The 17,351-nt window shown below is 50.5% G+C and carries 14 protein-coding genes and 1 tRNA gene; 7 read left to right on the plus strand and 8 right to left on the minus strand.

The window, feature by feature from the left end:
• The 3 genes from B156_RS0120585 to folP all read right to left on the minus strand — a co-directional run bounded on the left by B156_RS0120585 (position 1) and on the right by folP (position 2,593).
• Entirely contained in the window at positions 1–1,347 is a 1,347-nt protein-coding gene (locus tag B156_RS0120585; protein ID WP_018621673.1) for a site-specific integrase, read from the minus strand.
• Between the two features lie 194 nt (positions 1,348–1,541).
• Positions 1,542–1,614: transfer RNA gene (locus B156_RS0120590), tRNA-Lys, on the minus strand.
• A 79-nt stretch (positions 1,615–1,693) separates the two neighbouring features.
• Positions 1,694–2,593 (minus strand): dihydropteroate synthase, encoded by a 900-nt coding sequence (gene folP / locus B156_RS0120595; RefSeq protein ID WP_018621674.1) that lies wholly within the window; start codon positions 2,591–2,593, stop codon positions 1,694–1,696.
• 84 nt (positions 2,594–2,677) lie between these two features.
• Here folP and B156_RS0120600 point away from each other — a divergent pair, with 84 nt between their 5' ends.
• From B156_RS0120600 to B156_RS0120610, 3 genes are all read left to right on the plus strand, one after another.
• Entirely contained in the window at positions 2,678–3,259 is a 582-nt protein-coding gene (locus tag B156_RS0120600) for a DUF1599 domain-containing protein (protein ID WP_018621675.1), read from the plus strand.
• Positions 3,260–3,350: 91 nt separating this feature from the next.
• On the plus strand, positions 3,351–4,493 hold the full coding sequence (locus B156_RS0120605; RefSeq protein WP_084757812.1) for a BT_3928 family protein: 1,143 nt from the start codon (positions 3,351–3,353) through the stop codon (positions 4,491–4,493).
• A 74-nt stretch (positions 4,494–4,567) separates the two neighbouring features.
• Complete coding sequence (locus B156_RS0120610) at positions 4,568–5,074, plus strand: shikimate kinase (protein ID WP_018621678.1); 507 nt, start codon at positions 4,568–4,570, stop codon at positions 5,072–5,074.
• A 74-nt stretch (positions 5,075–5,148) separates the two neighbouring features.
• On the opposite strand, the gene B156_RS0120615 is transcribed toward B156_RS0120610, so the two are convergent.
• A complete protein-coding gene (locus B156_RS0120615) occupies positions 5,149–6,705 on the minus strand; it encodes a PorV/PorQ family protein (protein ID WP_026260950.1) in 1,557 nt (518 codons plus the stop codon).
• Between the two features lie 138 nt (positions 6,706–6,843).
• A complete protein-coding gene (locus tag B156_RS0120620) occupies positions 6,844–8,172 on the minus strand; it encodes a pilus assembly protein (RefSeq protein ID WP_018621680.1) in 1,329 nt (442 codons plus the stop codon).
• 221 nt (positions 8,173–8,393) lie between these two features.
• Here B156_RS0120620 and proS point away from each other — a divergent pair, with 221 nt between their 5' ends.
• Entirely contained in the window at positions 8,394–9,866 is a 1,473-nt protein-coding gene (gene proS, locus B156_RS0120625) for a proline--tRNA ligase (RefSeq protein WP_018621681.1), read from the plus strand.
• Positions 9,867–10,106: 240 nt separating this feature from the next.
• Positions 10,107–10,559: an FKBP-type peptidyl-prolyl cis-trans isomerase gene (locus B156_RS0120630; protein WP_026260951.1), complete on the plus strand. Its 453-nt coding sequence runs from the start codon at positions 10,107–10,109 to the stop codon at positions 10,557–10,559.
• A 70-nt stretch (positions 10,560–10,629) separates the two neighbouring features.
• On the opposite strand, the gene B156_RS0120635 is transcribed toward B156_RS0120630, so the two are convergent.
• The 3 genes from B156_RS0120635 to B156_RS0120645 all read right to left on the minus strand — a co-directional run bounded on the left by B156_RS0120635 (position 10,630) and on the right by B156_RS0120645 (position 13,445).
• Positions 10,630–11,028 carry a hypothetical protein gene (locus tag B156_RS0120635; RefSeq protein ID WP_018621683.1) on the minus strand — a complete coding sequence of 133 codons (399 nt, stop codon included), beginning with the start codon at positions 11,026–11,028 and terminating at the stop codon, positions 10,630–10,632.
• Between the two features lie 318 nt (positions 11,029–11,346).
• Complete coding sequence (locus B156_RS0120640; protein WP_018621684.1) at positions 11,347–11,952, minus strand: T9SS type A sorting domain-containing protein; 606 nt, start codon at positions 11,950–11,952, stop codon at positions 11,347–11,349.
• Positions 11,953–12,428: 476 nt separating this feature from the next.
• Positions 12,429–13,445: a bestrophin family protein gene (locus tag B156_RS0120645; RefSeq protein ID WP_018621685.1), complete on the minus strand. Its 1,017-nt coding sequence runs from the start codon at positions 13,443–13,445 to the stop codon at positions 12,429–12,431.
• Between the two features lie 363 nt (positions 13,446–13,808).
• Here B156_RS0120645 and B156_RS0120650 point away from each other — a divergent pair, with 363 nt between their 5' ends.
• Together B156_RS0120650 and B156_RS0120655 are read left to right on the plus strand one after the other, a co-directional pair.
• Positions 13,809–14,618, plus strand: coding sequence for a glucose 1-dehydrogenase (locus B156_RS0120650; protein ID WP_018621686.1), 810 nt, complete (start codon positions 13,809–13,811; stop codon positions 14,616–14,618).
• A gap of 87 nt (positions 14,619–14,705) precedes the next feature.
• Positions 14,706–17,342 carry an MGH1-like glycoside hydrolase domain-containing protein gene (locus B156_RS0120655; protein WP_018621687.1) on the plus strand — a complete coding sequence of 879 codons (2,637 nt, stop codon included), beginning with the start codon at positions 14,706–14,708 and terminating at the stop codon, positions 17,340–17,342.
• The last annotated feature ends 9 nt before the right edge of the window (positions 17,343–17,351 follow it).

A 17,351-nucleotide genomic window follows, 5' to 3' on the forward strand; every position in this document is an offset into this window, starting at 1 on the left:
TCAGGCTACTTTGTGCAATGGAACAACCGGAACGGCTGGACTGATACCGGAAAAATGCGGATGCGCCAGCATCAGCAGGGCGTTTTGCTCCGATGAAACTTTAATGTACTTCATAAACATTACCTCCGATTTGTGCCCGGTTATTTTCATAATCGAAACCGTTGGCACAGCCGCTAAAAATGCGTTTGTAGCGAACGAACGGCGGGCGGTGTGCGTGGTTAGCATTTCCCATTTTTGCGCGGTCAGTGTCGAACGTTTGCCGCCCTGGGTGCGGGTCCGTTCTACCGGCGTTGTCAGCCCGGCTACCTGTCCCAATTCTTTGAGGTACTGATTAAACTTCTGATTCGACATCGTGCGGGGTGGTACGCCTTCGTATTTGGCGAGTATAGCCAGTACATTCGGGTTGAGGGGTATGGAAACCCGGGCGGCTGTCTTTTGGGTCGTTACGCTCAAAATACGGCCCCCGTAGGTAATGTTTACCGGGCTCAACTCCGAGTAATCCGAAAACCGTAATCCCGTATAGCAACCAATCAAATACAGATCCCGAACCCGGTCGAGCCGTAGATCATGTCTCAGGTTGAGGTTGTAAAGGGTTGTCAGTTCGTCGTTATCGAGGTAAATGGTATCAACCTCCTCCTCAATCTTTTTAAAGTCTCTAGATTGAAAGTCGGTGTTCTGGTGTAGTCCTTCGGCGTGGGCGTGTTTCAATAACATTTTAACCCCGTTCAGCACGGCCCCCACGTAATTGAGCGAATGTCCCTGCGCGGTCAGGTACTTTTTAAATCGGTTGTAGAAGTCGAGCGTAAAGGCATCGTACTCCAGCCCCCGCCCGATGTTTTGCTGATAGTCGGTCAGGATATTCCGAAACTTCATGAAGTTTTTGAGGGTCCCATCGGCAAACCGCGAATTTTTGGCGTTCAGCCGTTTCCCGGCCTTTGCATCGGCTACGAACCGGGTAATAAACTGCGTAAACGTTTCTTTCTCCTCAACCTTTGCCGGTTTAACCGCCCTGATACGCCCTAACTGGTTGTCGAGGTGGTGTTTGATCACGGCGTTATCAAACGGCTCTCCAGCCAACTGTAATGCATTCATAACCCGCACGAATGCCGCCCGGTGTCGGTCGAGGTGGGCGTTAATGGTTTCGTGTTGTTGCCGAACGATACGGTTTTTCTGGTTGGTGTAGGCGCGTTGGTTATCGGTATCCCATTGGTAGGACTCAATAAATTGCCCGGTTGAATAGACAAACCGACGGTTTTCGTAGCGAAAAATCAGTGAAACGAGGGTGGCATCTGTAGCGCGGGGGTCTTTCAGCAGGAATTTTACATCTGCGGCAAGGGTATTTTGCATGGTCGTAACTTGGTTGGTCGATACCAAGTTACGAATAATCCGTCAACCAGCCTATATCCAGTTGACGGATTGGTTGACGGTTTTACTTTATTTTATCGAACTATTCTTAATAAAGTACAATCAACAAAAAAGGCTAATCAGTTGATTTTGAGCTACTTTAACTCTAATCCTGATTAGCCTTAATTTGTAAAAAGTGATCCGGCTGGGATTCGAACCCAGGACCCATACATTAAAAGTGTATTGCTCTACCAGCTGAGCTACCAGATCGTTTTTCCATCGTTTCGACTATTTGTCGTCGTTTGGGAATGCAAAAGTAGGTGTTTGCTTTTCTAAACGCAAGCTTGATTTAAAAAAAAGTTAGCTGCTGAGTTAATTTTATGGCCTCTACAGCCTCCCGAACGTCATGTACCCGTAGAATGGACGCTCCCTTAAGCAGGGCAGCCGTGTTCAAAACAGTAGTCCCGTTTAAGGCCTCATTAGCACTGATTTTGAGGGTTTTCCAGATGGTTGTCTTTCGTGAAAGACCCACCAGTAATGGCTCCCCCACTACCCTGAAAACATCTAGCTGATCAAGTAGCTGAAAATTTTGTTCAACAGTCTTGGCAAACCCAAATCCGGGGTCCAAAATGACATCTTTTGCTCCTAAAGCCCGTAACGTTGTGAGCTGGATAGCCAGTTCATCGATAATTTCGGTAACCAGATCGGTGTAAATTGCCAGCGAATTCATGGTTTGGGGCGTCCCGCGCAGGTGCATCAGTACGTACGGAACGGAATCTGACTGGTTCAACCCGCCCACAGTGGCAAACATGGCCGCATCGAGCGTACCCCCCGATACATCATTGATGATTACAGCACCTGAGGCAACTGCCTGACGAGCTACAGCTGCCCGGAAGGTATCAATGGATAGCAGGGCATCAGGAAAGTTGGCCAGAATAGCTTCAATGATGGGTAGCACGCGGTCGGCCTCTTCAGAGGGAGTTACCGCATCGGCTCCGGGGCGGGTGGAGTAACCGCCAATATCAAGGAATGTAGCACCTTCGTTCAGCATGCGCTGAGCCCTGTCAACAACCCGGTCAATAGATGATTGTTTGGTACTGACCCGGCTACCGGCAAAAAATGAGTCAGGCGTAGCGTTTAGAATACCCATCACAACGGGCTGAGTTAAATCGACCAGCCTGCCCCGGCAGTTCACAAAGTGCCGCCCGAGCGGAGCACCGCCCAGCGTTTTTTTCGTATCTTTCGGCATAAAATCAGTTTTCGGTTCTCAGTCTCAGGTTTACGGTTAACGAGTCCGAAACGATGATAAACCGAATACCGTTAATCCAGAACTGTGCATCATACTGAATCTCAATATCGGCAGGTTATTCAGCACTGCAAGGATTTATTTCTGAAAAAAAATAAAGACTACGGTACGGCCTGGCGTATTCTGCGCCTGCCCAGCATTACCGACCAGATTTTCATAAAAGCCCAGCGCATCCGCACGCTACAGGACATGGGCGCTACCGGTGCATCGGGAGGCCGTGTTGGGGAAGGTATCGAACCGGAGTTTGTGGGTATCATCAATTACTGCGTAATGGCCCTGATTCAACTGCAGTTAGCCGCTAATACGAGTACGGGCCCGGCCAGTATGGACATTCCGGTTGGTGAACTTGAACAACTGTACGATGCGGAAGTTAATCGGGTTATGGAGCTGCTGTTTGCCAAGAATCATGACTATGGCGAAGCTTGGCGCGACATGCGGGTTAGCTCCATGACGGATATTATTCTGATGAAATTGCTCCGTACCAAACAGATTGAAGACAATCAGGGGGCTACGCTGGTTTCGGAAGGTATCGATGCCAATTATATGGATATGATCAACTACGCCGTTTTCTGTTTGATTAAACTCAGTGAAAAGAATGATAAATTATGAATGATGAATAACCGCCTGGTTGATATACCTATTCATCATGGCACGAATATTTCCATCATCATTCATAATTTATCATTTATCATTCCAAGACATGAACCCAACAACCTTACCCCCTAAAATCAAAACCGGTACGCCACCGATGCTGATTGCCGCCCGAATTGCCCGAATTCTGGTTGGGTGCGTTTTTATATTTTCGGGTCTGATTAAGCTAAATGACCCGGTTGGTACGCAGATAAAGTTCGAAGAGTATTTCGAGGTTTTTGCCCAGGATATACCTATTCTGCATGATTTTTTCATGGCCTTGGTACCCTTCACACTGGTGATGTCGGTGCTGTTCTGTGCGGCCGAAATCATTCTGGGGGTAGCCCTGCTGGCATCCTATAAACCCAAAGTTACGGTCTGGCTGTTGTTTTTTCTGATTACCTTCTTCACGTTCCTGACGTTTTATTCGGCTTATTTCGACCGGGTAACTGACTGCGGTTGTTTTGGGGACGCTATTAAGCTAAAACCCTGGACATCGTTTGGAAAAGACATTGTGCTTACGGTGCTTATCCTGTTTATTATCGGCCACCGAAACCGGCTGCGCTCCCGCAAAACGGGCTGGCTGGTGGCCCTGACTACCGTACTGACCCTGGGACTGGGTATATATGCCGTTCAGTTTCTACCCCCTATTGATATGCTCCCCTACGCCGTGGGAAAAAGCATACCAGCCGGTATGAAACCCTCGGAGCCATTACGGTATAGGTACGTTATGGAAAAAGACGGTAAAAAGGAGGAGTTTGACGCCTACCCGACCGATAAGGCTTATACCTTTAAGGAAATGGTGCTGGTGAATGAAAAAGCGAAACCCAAGATTACGGACTACCGGGTCTGGAATGATGAAGGTGATTTTACGGAGCAAACGTTCGAGGGAAATAAACTTTTTATCATCGTAAAAGATACCAAAGACATCGATGCCGGCAGCCTGCCTGCCATTCGGTCCCTGGTAGAGGGCCTGAAAGGGTCAACGGTCTCTGCCTATATTCTCACCTCTACCAATGACGACGACATAAAGGCATTTCAGAAGGAGTATCAGCTTACAACTTTGCCTTATTACAAGGCCGATGCGACCGTCCTGAAAACGATTATGCGTTCCAATCCTGGCACCTGGCTCATGAGCAACGGGGTCGTTAAAGGCAAGTGGCATTATAACACAACTCCGGGTGCGGAGGAGGTTATTCAAAGAGTAAAATGAGCGAAAGAGTGAAAGAATGAAAGAGCGAATAGACAAGACACTCTTTCACACTTTCGCTCTTTCGCTCTTTCATCATGAAAAACATCTTCCTGGTTGGCATGCCATCCTCTGGCAAGAGTACGCTGGGTAAGCGTATTGCCGCTACCCTTCACTATCATTTTGTTGATACTGATAAGGTCATTATTCGCGAAGAAGGCCGCTCTATAGCCGAAATCTTTGCCCGGTCGGGCGAAGCGTACTTCCGGGAGATTGAACGGGATGTGCTGCGGTCTATCCGTGCCGGAGCTAACCTGGTTGTTTCAACGGGTGGTGGAATGCCCTGTTTTCATGATAACATGGACTATATCAACGCTACCGGTGTGTCTATCTTTCTGGATGTGCCGGTACCGGTGCTGGCCCGTCGTATTCTGGCCCACGCGTATGAAGACAGACCGCTAAACAACGCCAGCGATCCCGAACTACTGGCCACGCTACAGAAACGCTACGAAGACCGACTCCCCATTTATACGCAGGCTAACATCATTATCTCTGGCGAAACAACCGAGGATGATGTGTTAAGAAGGGTGGGTGAATGGCTTTAATGCAAAAGAAGACGGTCTTATGGCCGTCTTCTTTTGCATTAAAGGACTATCCTGTTTCAGTCAACGCGTTGTATTTAGAAAAAAGTACCTACCGATAGCGTAACAGTTGTTCTTTTATTGTCGATCTGAGCTGATCCGTAGTTAGCCGTATTGGGCAGCGTATAGGGCGTATAAGCCGATTTAAACGTATTGTACGTGCCGGATACGTCAGCAAAGAAGCGATCGTTTCGTACGCCAAGCCCACCGGATACGAGGAGTTTACTCCGGTCTATGTTGTCCAGCTGACGCAGGTATGGATCGGGTAAATAGGCTGCTCCCCCCCGGATACGGAGTAATCCAGCCCGGAATTCGGCCCCGGCCCGAAAGTTAATCACGTTCTGGTAGGTGTTCTGAACGGAGGTGCGTACGTCATTTTTAAAATCACTGTTCGCCTGTGCGTTGCTGTTATCCGATGTACCGGCTCCCAAGCCACCGTAACCGACGTATTCGGCCGAAGCGGTCAGGAAACCGACTTTATTCTTCCCCAGAAACACCGTAGCTCCACCCGAGGCCCGAAACGGAGATGTCACGCTGTAATTGAAGTCATTCGGCAGCACATCTACCGTACTATTCCTTAATAGGGTACGGTCAAAAGCAACCGCACTCACACTTTGTGAATAGGTTTCCCGTAAGCTCATGAAGGTTGGGGTGGCTACATTGGCTCCAATCTGGATATCGGGCGTTAGTTTGTAGATGGCACCAACCGATAAATTAAACCCGTTGCCCCTAACACTCAACTGATCGCGCAGCGAGTAATTATCGAGCACAGTTCCGTTCACTACAGTTTCGGTAAGCACATTATCGGAGGTGTAGCGCACGCTGGACAGGCCGATATTCACACCCAGATAGAGTTTATCGTCCAGGTTGCCCGCATACCCGAATGTCCACTGCGACTGCGCCCCGGATGAGGTGAAGGTGTTGCGCTGGTCGCGGGGATTGAGGGGATCGAACCGGCTGTAGGGTGGCCGGCTGTTGGGCTCTCCCTGGGCATCGGTAAAGGGGGTGCCGTCGATCAGGTATTGCTGATAGGCAGCGGCCAGCAAATCAGTAGCCTGATTGGCGTCGGGATCATATTCGGCATCAATCTGAGCACCCGTTACGTTGCGGCTGTTCGCATCCAGAATGATCGGGTCAATCAACGAACTCCTGTTGTTGCGCCCCTGAAAGGTAAACTGGTTGAAATAATTGATATTCTGCTGGTACCCTACGCCAAACGTAGACCGCTTCCAGCGACCGCCGTCCTTACCCCCCCCGGCAAAGATAAGGCCCAGCTGACCGATCGAAAACTTGGTTCCGTTATTCGGGGTAGTAGTGCCCAGATACGTGGATTGCGTATTATTCAGATTGACGGTAGGGCTGATACTAACTTCGGAGCGGTTATAGAAGGCAAGACCCGCCGGGTTACCGAACAGCGAGCTGGCATCCCCGCCGAGGGCGGTCTGGTTGCCCCCAAGGCCCCGAAAACGAGCGGTGCCATTCTGTTGTATTTCCGAGAACCGGAAGGCTTCCCCAGCGTAAATATCACCGGTTTGCCCGAAAGCGATGTCAGCACTCAGAAGAAAAGCTGACAGGAGAAATAGTCTGGTAGTCATGGAATGATTGTGATAGGTCCGCATATATCCTTTGACAACAAATACGGCTTTATGTTTAATTGTACTACCAGTAATAACGAAAAAGCCCATCGTTTGTCCTGAACGATGGGCTTTTATTTTGACAATTTTTGTCAGATTTTACCGGGGACCTCTGGAACCACCACCGCCACCGCCACCACCGGAGTAGCCACCCCCGCCAGATGACGGACTTGGCGCACTATAGGTCCGCTGGGGAGCACTATAGGTTGGTTGTGACTGCTGCATGCTGCGCTGTGGCGCACTGTAGCTAGGTTGCGAGGATTGATAACTTGGCTGGCTGGCACTGCCCCGCCCCCCGTTATAGCTTCCTGAGTAGTTAGGCGAACTATAGCTACCCCGGCTATTCTGGCGGGGAGCAGCGTAATAATCACTGCTGGAGCTTCTGCCCGACGAAGGAGCTGAACTGTTGTAGGACGGTGCTGGGCTGTTTGCTGAACGACCACCCCTGGAACTATTGCTGTTATCGTAGTAGTAGCTACTGCCACCCCGGGAATTACTGCGCGGTGTAGCATAGTATCCGTTGGATGTGTTACCGCTGGCTGTGTTGCCTGTATAGGCGGGCGTACCGGCGGTTCTACCACTACTGCTGCGGGGGGTGTTCACGAAAGAATCATTGTATCGGTTGGTTGCACTACCGGCACGGGCACCGTACGTACGGTTGCTGGCACGGTAAGGATCAGCCCCGGTTACGTAACTGTTATTGATGTAGGAGTTACCATAGTAGCCACCGTACCCACCACCATAATAGTTACCATACCCACCACCGTAGTAGCTACCGTATCCACCAAATCCGCCGAAAGCATACGAGTTAAACGGTGAGTAGAAACTGTTGTAGCCAAAAGGCGAATAAAAATTATTGTAGCCGAACGGCGAGTTGAACGGGCTGCCGAAGCCGTAACCAAACGGGCTTCCATAGCCATAACTCCCCATGCCGATACCCATGCCAAGACCTAAACCCAAACCGTTGTAAAAGCCCGTGTTATTATACCCCCAGCGATTCCAGCTGTAGGCCGATGTGGTGGCTGAGTTATACCCGTTAACAAAGCCGGAGTTGTAGGCATTGGTGCCATTATCATTCCAGCCCGGATCGGGCGAAAGGCCCCGGTTCAGTTTACGGGCACTCAGTTCCGTATAGTACTCATCGGTATTGGTGCCGCCATTGGCTGCGTACTGTTCGTCGTTATAATCCGGATTGGCATTACGAAGCGAACGTTGCTGCTGGCGGCTATACCGCTGTGATGGGGCATCTTTCGAAGCCACCGAACTGTAGTCAGATGAATTACTGGCGTACACGGCTGCGTTGCCGGAGTTGCCATACAAATCATCCACTTCACCCGTATTCTGAGCAGTCTGAAGGCTAGAGGAACAACTCCAGAAACCCATCAGCAGGGCCAGTGTCAGGTACGAATATGGTTGTTGCTTTTTCATTTGGCAAGGGAATTATGGTAATAAAGGCTCGTCTAAATCTGCTCTAAATATATAACACAGAATTAACCTGTTTGATTACAAAAATAGTGTAAAAAACTATCTTTGCAAGTTATCAGGTATTAGATTTCAGTTAACCAGTCAAGGTTTAATCCTTCATTAAAAAAAGTTAGTTGGTTAGTGAATTGGTCAGCTACCTCACTAATCAACAGACCAACCAACGCATGGCAAAAGCAATTCCGTCCCGTAGTGAAAACTACTCCGAGTGGTATAATGAGTTAATTAAAAAGGCCGATCTGGCCGAAAATTCAGCCGTCCGGGGCTGTATGGTCATCAAGCCCTACGGCTATTCCATCTGGGAAAAAATGCAGCGGGCACTGGATGACATGTTCAAGGAAACGGGCCACTCAAACGCTTATTTCCCGCTGTTTATCCCGAAGTCATACCTAAGCAAGGAAGCCTCCCACGTGGCGGGGTTTGCCAAAGAGTGTGCCGTTGTAACGCACTACCGGCTTAAGAATGCGGAAGATGGATCGGGTATTATTGTGGACCCCGATGCCAAGCTGGAAGAAGAACTCATTGTGCGGCCCACATCGGAAACCGTTATCTGGAGTAGCTACAAAAACTGGATTCAGTCGTACCGCGATCTGCCGCTGCTTATCAACCAATGGGCCAATGTGGTGCGCTGGGAAATGCGCACCCGACTGTTCCTGCGTACCGCCGAATTCCTGTGGCAGGAAGGACACACCGCCCACGCCACCTCCGACGAAGCCCAGGCCGAAACCCGCCAGATGCTCGACGTGTACGCTCAGTTTGCCGAAGAATGGATGGCCGTACCGGTCATACGAGGGGCTAAAACGGCCAACGAGCGGTTTGCCGGGGCCGAGGATACGCTTTGTATTGAAGCCCTGATGCAGGATGGCAAGGCGCTTCAGGCGGGTACGTCCCATTTCCTGGGGCAAAATTTTGCCAAAGCGTTCGATGTACAGTTCCTGACGAAACAGAATCAACTGGAGTACGTATGGGGCACGTCCTGGGGCGTATCAACCCGACTGATGGGTGCGCTTATCATGGCTCACTCCGACGATGATGGCCTGGTGCTGCCGCCAAAACTGGCCCCCATTCAGGTCGTTATTGTACCCATTTACCGCACCGAAGAGCAACTGGAGCAGTTGTCGGCCAAAATCAAGCCGTTGGTGCAGGCACTCAAAAAAGCGGGTGTGCTGGTCAAATACGATGATTCCGATGCCAACAAGCCCGGCTGGAAATTTGCTGAGTACGAACTGCGGGGCGTTCCCGTTCGGCTGGCTATGGGCGGACGCGACCTGGAAAACGGTACGGTTGAAATTGCCCGGCGCGATCTTAAAACCAAAGAAACAGTCCCCTTCGACGGGCTGACGGAACGAATTGTGGCCCTGCTTGATGACATTCAGCAGACTATTTACGAGAAAGCCCGTGCCTTCCGGCATGAAAACACCTTCCGGGTCGATACGTTCGAACAGTTTCAGGAACAGATAGAGAAGGGTGGCTTTATACTGGCGCACTGGGATGGCACGTCAGAAACCGAAGAAACCATTAAGGAAATGACCAAAGCCACTATCCGCTGCATTCCCTTCGATCAGGAACCGGAAGAAGGTAAAGACGTGTATTCCGGCAAGCCATCGAAGGGCCGGGTCGTGTTTGCCCGTGCCTATTAGCGCCAGAAAATCCACGGATTGATTCAGGGAAACTGCGTAGGTAAAACACGGGTAGGTAAACCCGAACAAGGAAATATTGTGTGTTGGAGGGGCTCTTTCCAGGTACTACCCGTTTATTTTCTGGCTAAAATCCTGAACTTTTGACCGTAGTAGCGAGTTGGTCAAAAGTTAGCGTACAACCAAACCATGGCGGAAGATCCGGCATTTAATGACTACGCTCCCAACAAAACACATAGCATTATGGCACAAGCAAAATCTGGTGACACCGTTCAGGTGCATTATACCGGAACCCTCTCCGATGGCACTATATTCGATTCATCGGAAGGGCGTACTCCCCTGGAGTTTACCGTGGGCAGTGGTCAGGTGATCAAAGGCTTCGATGATGGCGTGGCGGGAATGAATCCCGGTGAGAAAAAAACCATAAATATTCCGGTAGAAGATGCCTACGGGGCAACCAACGAGGAAATGATCTTTACGCTGAACCGGTCGGAAATACCGGAGGATATTCCACTGGAAGTAGGCTCAACCCTCAACATGCACGAAGACGGGAATCCACGCCCTATTCCCGTTATTATCCGCGACCTGACCGATACCAGCGTGACGCTCGATGCCAATCATCCTCTGGCCGGTCATTCTCTGACCTTTGACGTTGAACTGGTTGGTGTAAAATCGCCATCAGGCTTGATTTTGTAAGTAATAAATACCAAAAATGGGAAGCGGGAAGGAGATAATAAATCTCCTTCCCGCTTCCCATTTTTGGTATTTATTCGTCAAGGATTACCAGGTGTTCCAACTCACGCAGGGCCGTTTGAATGCCCCGCAAATCGGCGCGGGCTACGTAGGCGGCCAATGCTACCGTAAGGGCACCTACGTTAAGGGCAACGACCACATTTCGGATTCGTTTCAGGCTGCCCCTGGCATCGGTTATGGTTTTCTCAATGCTCGCCGACACGGCAATGGTGTTCGTATAAGCAGGTCGGGCGCTGCGTGTAAGCAGATCCTGCGCTCGATTGAGCAGACTGCTCTGATACGCATTAAGGTCCAGTTGCTGCTCATGCGAAAGCTCAACCCAATGAGTAACCTGATATTCATTCAGCGCACGAGCCATACTGTAGTAGCCTTTGGTGATACCGTTAAGTTGGTCTGGCGTAAAATCTTCCATATACAGATTCAGTTCTGAATCAGGGTACTCTCCATAAGTTGCTCTATTTCGGTGCTTATGCTCCCTGGTACGATGCTTAAGTTATAGTAAAGTATGTTCAGGTACACCCAACTTTTTAACGAACGGTCAGAAATCAGCGGATATGACTCCCCTGCCTGACGACAGTGAGCCTACTCTGCTCATCGCAAAAAACCCGCTACTTTCTGACGAAAGTAGCGGGCGGAATAGAGTTGGCGACCGAGCCTGTCCGAAAAGGCTGGCTACGCCTTGTGTGTTGAGGTAGTGAATGATGAATACCCAAAGGGGCATCCTGGTTGTTTAGTGCTGAATAGCAATACGCGTTGTAAATTGCTTCTGATCCGGGCCAACCACAAAGGTGTAGGCACCTGCGGGCAGACTCGATAAATCAAACCGACGCACCGACCCTTTGAACGAATCCGTTTGTACCAGTACGTTCTGAGGGTCATAAATTGCTACCGTAGACTCATCTACATTGTTAACCGGCAGCACAACTTCAACCTTGTCTTTCTCGTAGGCTGTCAGCGTAGGTTTGGCAACCTGCTGGATGTTGCGCTCGTCGACGTTAACCGAATTGGCTTTGATCGTTAACCCCTGCGACATCCACCAGGCGTTGTTGCCAGCGGTCAGGTAATACTGACCATCGGGTAGGTTGTTCAGATTGAGCGAGGTTACCAGTTGCTCATTTTTGGCGATAACGCCCCGGTAAAGTACGTTTCCATTGGCATCGATAAGGGCCAGATCAACGGAGGTACCAGGCTTTGTGTATACACGTACTTTCTTGCTTGCGGACTTCTCAACTTTCACACCACCCATTCCTGATCCATTGTCGGCTTTGGCTACTCCCAGACCTGCCAGACTCCATACTGATAACAGTACTGCGATTGATAGACGGATTTTTTTCATGGTTGTATAATTTATTTTTTTTCGGTTGTATATTTTGTTTTTCCGTGACAAAGGTGTGGCAGGAATGCGATTCGTTGCAAGAGTGCTACCCTTGGAAACCAGTGTTTTACGAAAACTTCATTTTATAATTATATCTATTCTAGCCAAATTAGGGCGTTTATTGAAAAAGTACAACAAGTCCCTATTTATACCGTATGAATTGTATTTTTCTAATATTTCAAAAAAGTTGTACTCTATTCATTTCAGGGTCTACTTTTCATATGCAAAGTACAATTCGGCCAGGATAGGTCGAGTACACCTCTAGCATTCAGGCGGCATGCTTCACGGTTCCGTTGTTGATTTTAGCCCCTTAGCCCACAGTTTTCAGGGGCCCCGACACTGTGCCGGACCGAAATGAAGGGAAGGTATGGTCAATGGAGCAGCCGAACTAACCCGGCCGGTGCACCAGCGGTAGCAGTAAGTCGGCTCGCCAGCTACTACATGAGAATATCCCGAACTGCCTGAACGCGTTTGGGCAGGTTGGTTTCGCCCAGCATATCGCGGAGGTCAATTTCGATGTTGCGACAGATGGCGGTCATAGGCACATCATTGATGCTATTTTCAAATGGGTTTTCGCTGGTGTCCCCCACGACTTCCATCGTGTTAAAGATCCACGCGATAACGGTATAGAACGGCACCGTCAGCCAAATATGCCAGCCGCTGAATTTGGCCATCTCGGATAATAGCCCGTAAGGCAGAACAAAAATGAAAAGCCAGGTAAACACGAAACTAAAAAAAGCGTACTGTCGCGGGAAAGGGAAGGATTTTATCCGCTCGCAGGCACCCTGCTGGTTATAGAACTCGGTTAGCATCCGTTCCATGTCGACATGGTAGTAGTCGCTCAGGTAGTGCCCCTTCCTTAGTTCCCGTAACTGGGCTGATTGCTGGCGCAGTAGAAACGTCGCCGGATTGGGATGCTTCATGATTTCATGGATTTCCTCGTCGGAAAGAAACCGGCTCAGTTCTTTGTCCAGACTACATTGCCTGAAGGCCTCGATGCGCTCAATAATAGTATGAGCCATATCGTGATGAAGTTCCCAGACTGGTTTTTGGCGTAACTGTATCCGTATGGCGGTAATATAGGCCAGATGCCGGTAGATGAGTTGCCGGTGAATCGGTTGCAGGGATGCAGCAGACTGCGACTGTTCGCAACTACCTGACGATACAACGTAGTCGAGTACCAGAATACCCCACGACCGGCTGGCATTGGTGATGCTACCCCATATGCGCCGGGCTTCCCAGAGCCGGTCGTAGGAGGAGTTATTCTTAAACCCCACATAAAAAGCAACGGCGGTACCAATAGTAGCAACCGGTACAAATGGAATGGCCAGGAACGTCCACCCGAAATAGGCGTAAAGCAGGCAAACAAAGGCCGAATAAGAAAAGAAGAAAAAAACGGAAGGCCAGGCGAATGGTAAAACAACCCGAAACGGAACTCGTTTGGCAGTGAACATAAGACAGATAGTAGCGTTGATGCCTTACAGGCGTATTTTTGGAAAGGGAAAGCTACTACAATAACCAGTAAATCTGGTCAGCAAAGCCGGGATTTTACCGCAACGCCCGTCCAGGAGGGACAGACTAACAGTAGATTAATTTGTTGTTTGCCTGCTTTGCAAGCCGTAGTTTGCGCCCCCAAACGGGTCTGATTCACCCGAACGGTGCGTGAAATCAATACTACTCTGAGGTTGAAAGAGCTTACCAATAAACCACAAGGTACGGTTACCTATATACTATGGCTTTTTTCCTGAAGCTATGTTCGCCTGAGTTAAGCTAACTGATTGTAAAAGAGTTACACTGAACGATAATTCTGTCAATTCATGGAAAACACACTAAAAGGCCAAACGGCCATCATCACCGGTGCCAGCAGTGGCATTGGAACGGGCGTTGCCAAAGCACTGGCAGCTGCCGGGGCTACCGTCGTTATCAACTACCCCGTCGAGTCGTCGAAGCCGGATGCAGAAGCCGTTCTAACCGATATAATCAACGCTGGTGGTACGGGCATGACGGCCCAGTGTGATGTGAGTAAGGAAGACCAGGTCATCAGGATGTTTGCGGATACGGTAGCTCAATACGGTACGGTCGACATCCTGATCAATAACGCGGGTTTGCAGCGCGATGCCAAGTTTGATGAAATGACCCTCGACCAGTGGAATTTGGTCATTAATGTTAATCTGACGGGACAATTTCTTTGCGCCCGCGAAGCCATCCGGGAGTTTCTGCGCCGGGGACCACGCCCGGACGTATCATTGGCTACCGGCAAAATTATCTGTATGAGTTCGGTGCACGAGTTAATTCCCTGGGGGGGGCACGTCAACTACGCAACGTCCAAAGGGGGTATAAAAATGCTCATGCAATCGCTGGCGCAGGAGTACGGCGACCGCAAAATCAGGGTCAACAGCATTTGTCCGGGGGCGATTCAAACCCCCATAAACCGGGCTGCCTGGGAAACACCCCAGGCCCTGAATAGCCTGATGAGCCTGATTCCGTATAACCGAATTGGCCAGCCCCAGGATATTGGAAACCTGGCGGTGTTCCTATCGTCCGATTTATCGGACTACATCACCGGTGCCAGTATTTTCATTGATGGGGGCATGACCGTGTTTGAAGGCTTCGCCACGGGGGGGTGAGCAGTTTAACCCAGTTTGTAGTTTGACGTTTGTGGTTGTTTCCACTGGCGCGTTAACAACTACAAACGTCAAACTACAAATTTTACTGTGTCCATCGAAAAGCAGCGCCTTGACGACCCCGCCTGGCGACAATGGGGTCCCTACGTGTCCGACCGGCAGTGGGGAACCGTGCGCGAAGATTACAGTGCCAATGGCGATGCCTGGAATTATACCACCCACGATATGGCCCGCAGCTATACGTACCGGTGGGGTGAAGAAGGAATAGCGGGTTTCTGCGACGATAAGCAGCAGCTTTGTCTGGCACTGGCCCTCTGGAACGGGCAGGACCCTATTCTGAAGGAACGGTACTTTGGCTTATCCAACAGCGAGGGAAATCACGGCGAAGATGTCAAGGAACTCTATTATTATATAGACAACATCCCTACACATTCGTACCAGCGGATGCTGTACAAATACCCGCAGGCTGCTTACCCCTACGAGTGGCTCATTCAGGAAAATCGCCGGCGAACCCGGCAGGACCCAGAATTTGAACTGCTCAATACCGGAATCTTCGATGATGACCGCTACTTCGATGTATTCGTCGAGTACGCTAAAGCCGGTCCGCAGGATGTACTGATGCGGGTAACGGTGCACAACCGGGGGCCTGAAGCCGCCGATCTGCACCTGCTGCCCACGCTTTGGTTTCGGAATACGTGGGCACACGGAGATGATACGGATGGGGTACCCAATTACAAACCGATGCTGGTTTTGTCGCCCGAGGGCAACGTGTCGGTCGAGGATTCGGCCCTGGGTTATTACGTTTTACACGCAGACGGGCAACCGGAATGGCTGTTCTGCGACAATGAACCCAATGTTGCCCGGCTCTACAACACCCATACCGGTTCCCGCTACCCGAAAGACGGCATCAATGACCATGTTCTACACGGGGCAAACACCGTTAACCCGCACCACACGGGTACCAAAGCAGCCGCTCATTACAAATTGACCGTTGAAGCGGGGCAATCCGTCACCCTGCGGTTGCGGCTTGAATCGGTTTCGCTGCCGAATCCCTTCGTAGATTTCGACGCTATTTTCTCGAAGCGGCAGGTAGAGGCCGATGAATTCTACGCCACCGTTCAGGCCGAACAGGCTACCGACGACGAAAAGCGGGTGCAGCGCCAGGCTTTTGCCGGAATGCTCTGGAGCAAGCAGTATTACTACTACGACGTATCGCGCTGGCTGGCTGGGTCGCCAGCCAGCCCTCCCCCACCCCCCGAACGCCGAAACGGGCGTAACCGCACCTGGCTGCAACTCATCAATGCCGACGTTATTTCCATGCCCGATACCTGGGAGTACCCCTGGTATGCCGCCTGGGACTGGGCGTTCCATTGCGTCACCCTGTCGCTTATCGACCCTGGCTTTGCCAAGCAGCAGCTCATGATACTGACCAACGAGTGGTACATGCATCCCAATGGGCAACTACCCGCTTACGAATGGAACTTCTCCGACGTGAATCCACCCGTGCAGGCCTGGGCGGCCTGGCGAATTTTCCACCTCGAGCTTGAGCGCAATCCATTTGCGGGCGAGGAAGATTTGACGTTCCTGCGGGGTATTTTCCACAAACTGATGATCAACTTTACCTGGTGGGTGAACCGGAAAGATGCATCAGGGAATAATATTTTTGAAGGGGGGTTCCTGGGCCTGGACAACATCGGCGTTTTCGACCGTAATACCGTTTTTCCCGATGGCAGTCATCTGGAGCAGGCCGACGGAACGAGCTGGATGGCTATGTACGCGCTCAATATGATGCGTATTGCGCTGGAACTGGCCCGCCACGATGCCGTGTATGATGAGATGGCCACCAAATTCTTTGACCACTTTCTGTACATTGCTGGTGCTATCACCAAAATTGGTGGTACTGATACGGGGCTTTGGGATGAAGACGATGCGTTTTTCTACGACCAGCTTCGGATGAGCGATGGCACGATTCACCGGCTGCGTGTCAAAACACTGGTGGGGCTGATTCCCCTTTACGCCGTTGAAATACTGGATGGCGAACTACTAAAAGCAAATCCATCCTTCGTGGAGCGAATGGACTGGTTCCAGAGTCACCGCCCGGATTTGTATAATCAGGTATCACGCTACACCGAAAAAGGGATGAACCAGAAGCGGTTACTGAGTCTGTTGCGCGGCTTCCGGTTAAAAGCTTTGCTCAGTAATGTACTGGATGAAAACGAATTTTTAAGTCCGCACGGGGTCCGGGCGGTATCGCAGGTGTACCGGGAACGTCCTTACCAATTTACGCTGGATAATGCTACGTTTACCCTTACCTACACCCCTGCCGAAAGTACGACCGATATGTTTGGGGGAAACAGCAACTGGCGTGGTCCCGTCTGGATGCCAACCAACTACCTGATGATAGAAAGCATCGAACGGTTTTACGATTATTTCGGGGACGAATTCACCGTCGAATACCCCATTGGGTCGGGGCAGCAGATAACCCTCAAAGCCGTAGCACTGGAGCTGACGAACCGGCTAATTGGTCTGTTTACGAAAGACAGTGCCGGCAACCGCCCTGCGTTTGGCCAGCACCCCAAACACAAAGACCCGCACTTCAGGGATTACGTCCTGTTCTACGAATATTTCGATGGGGACAACGGCCGGGGCGTTGGAGCCAGCCACCAAACGGGCTGGACCGGTTTAGTGGCGGAACTTATCAATCGGAAGTACAGGCTCCTGACCTAAAATGCCCGT

The organism is Spirosoma luteum DSM 19990 (assembly GCF_000374065.1).
GTDB classification, from domain to species: domain Bacteria; phylum Bacteroidota; class Bacteroidia; order Cytophagales; family Spirosomataceae; genus Spirosoma; species Spirosoma luteum.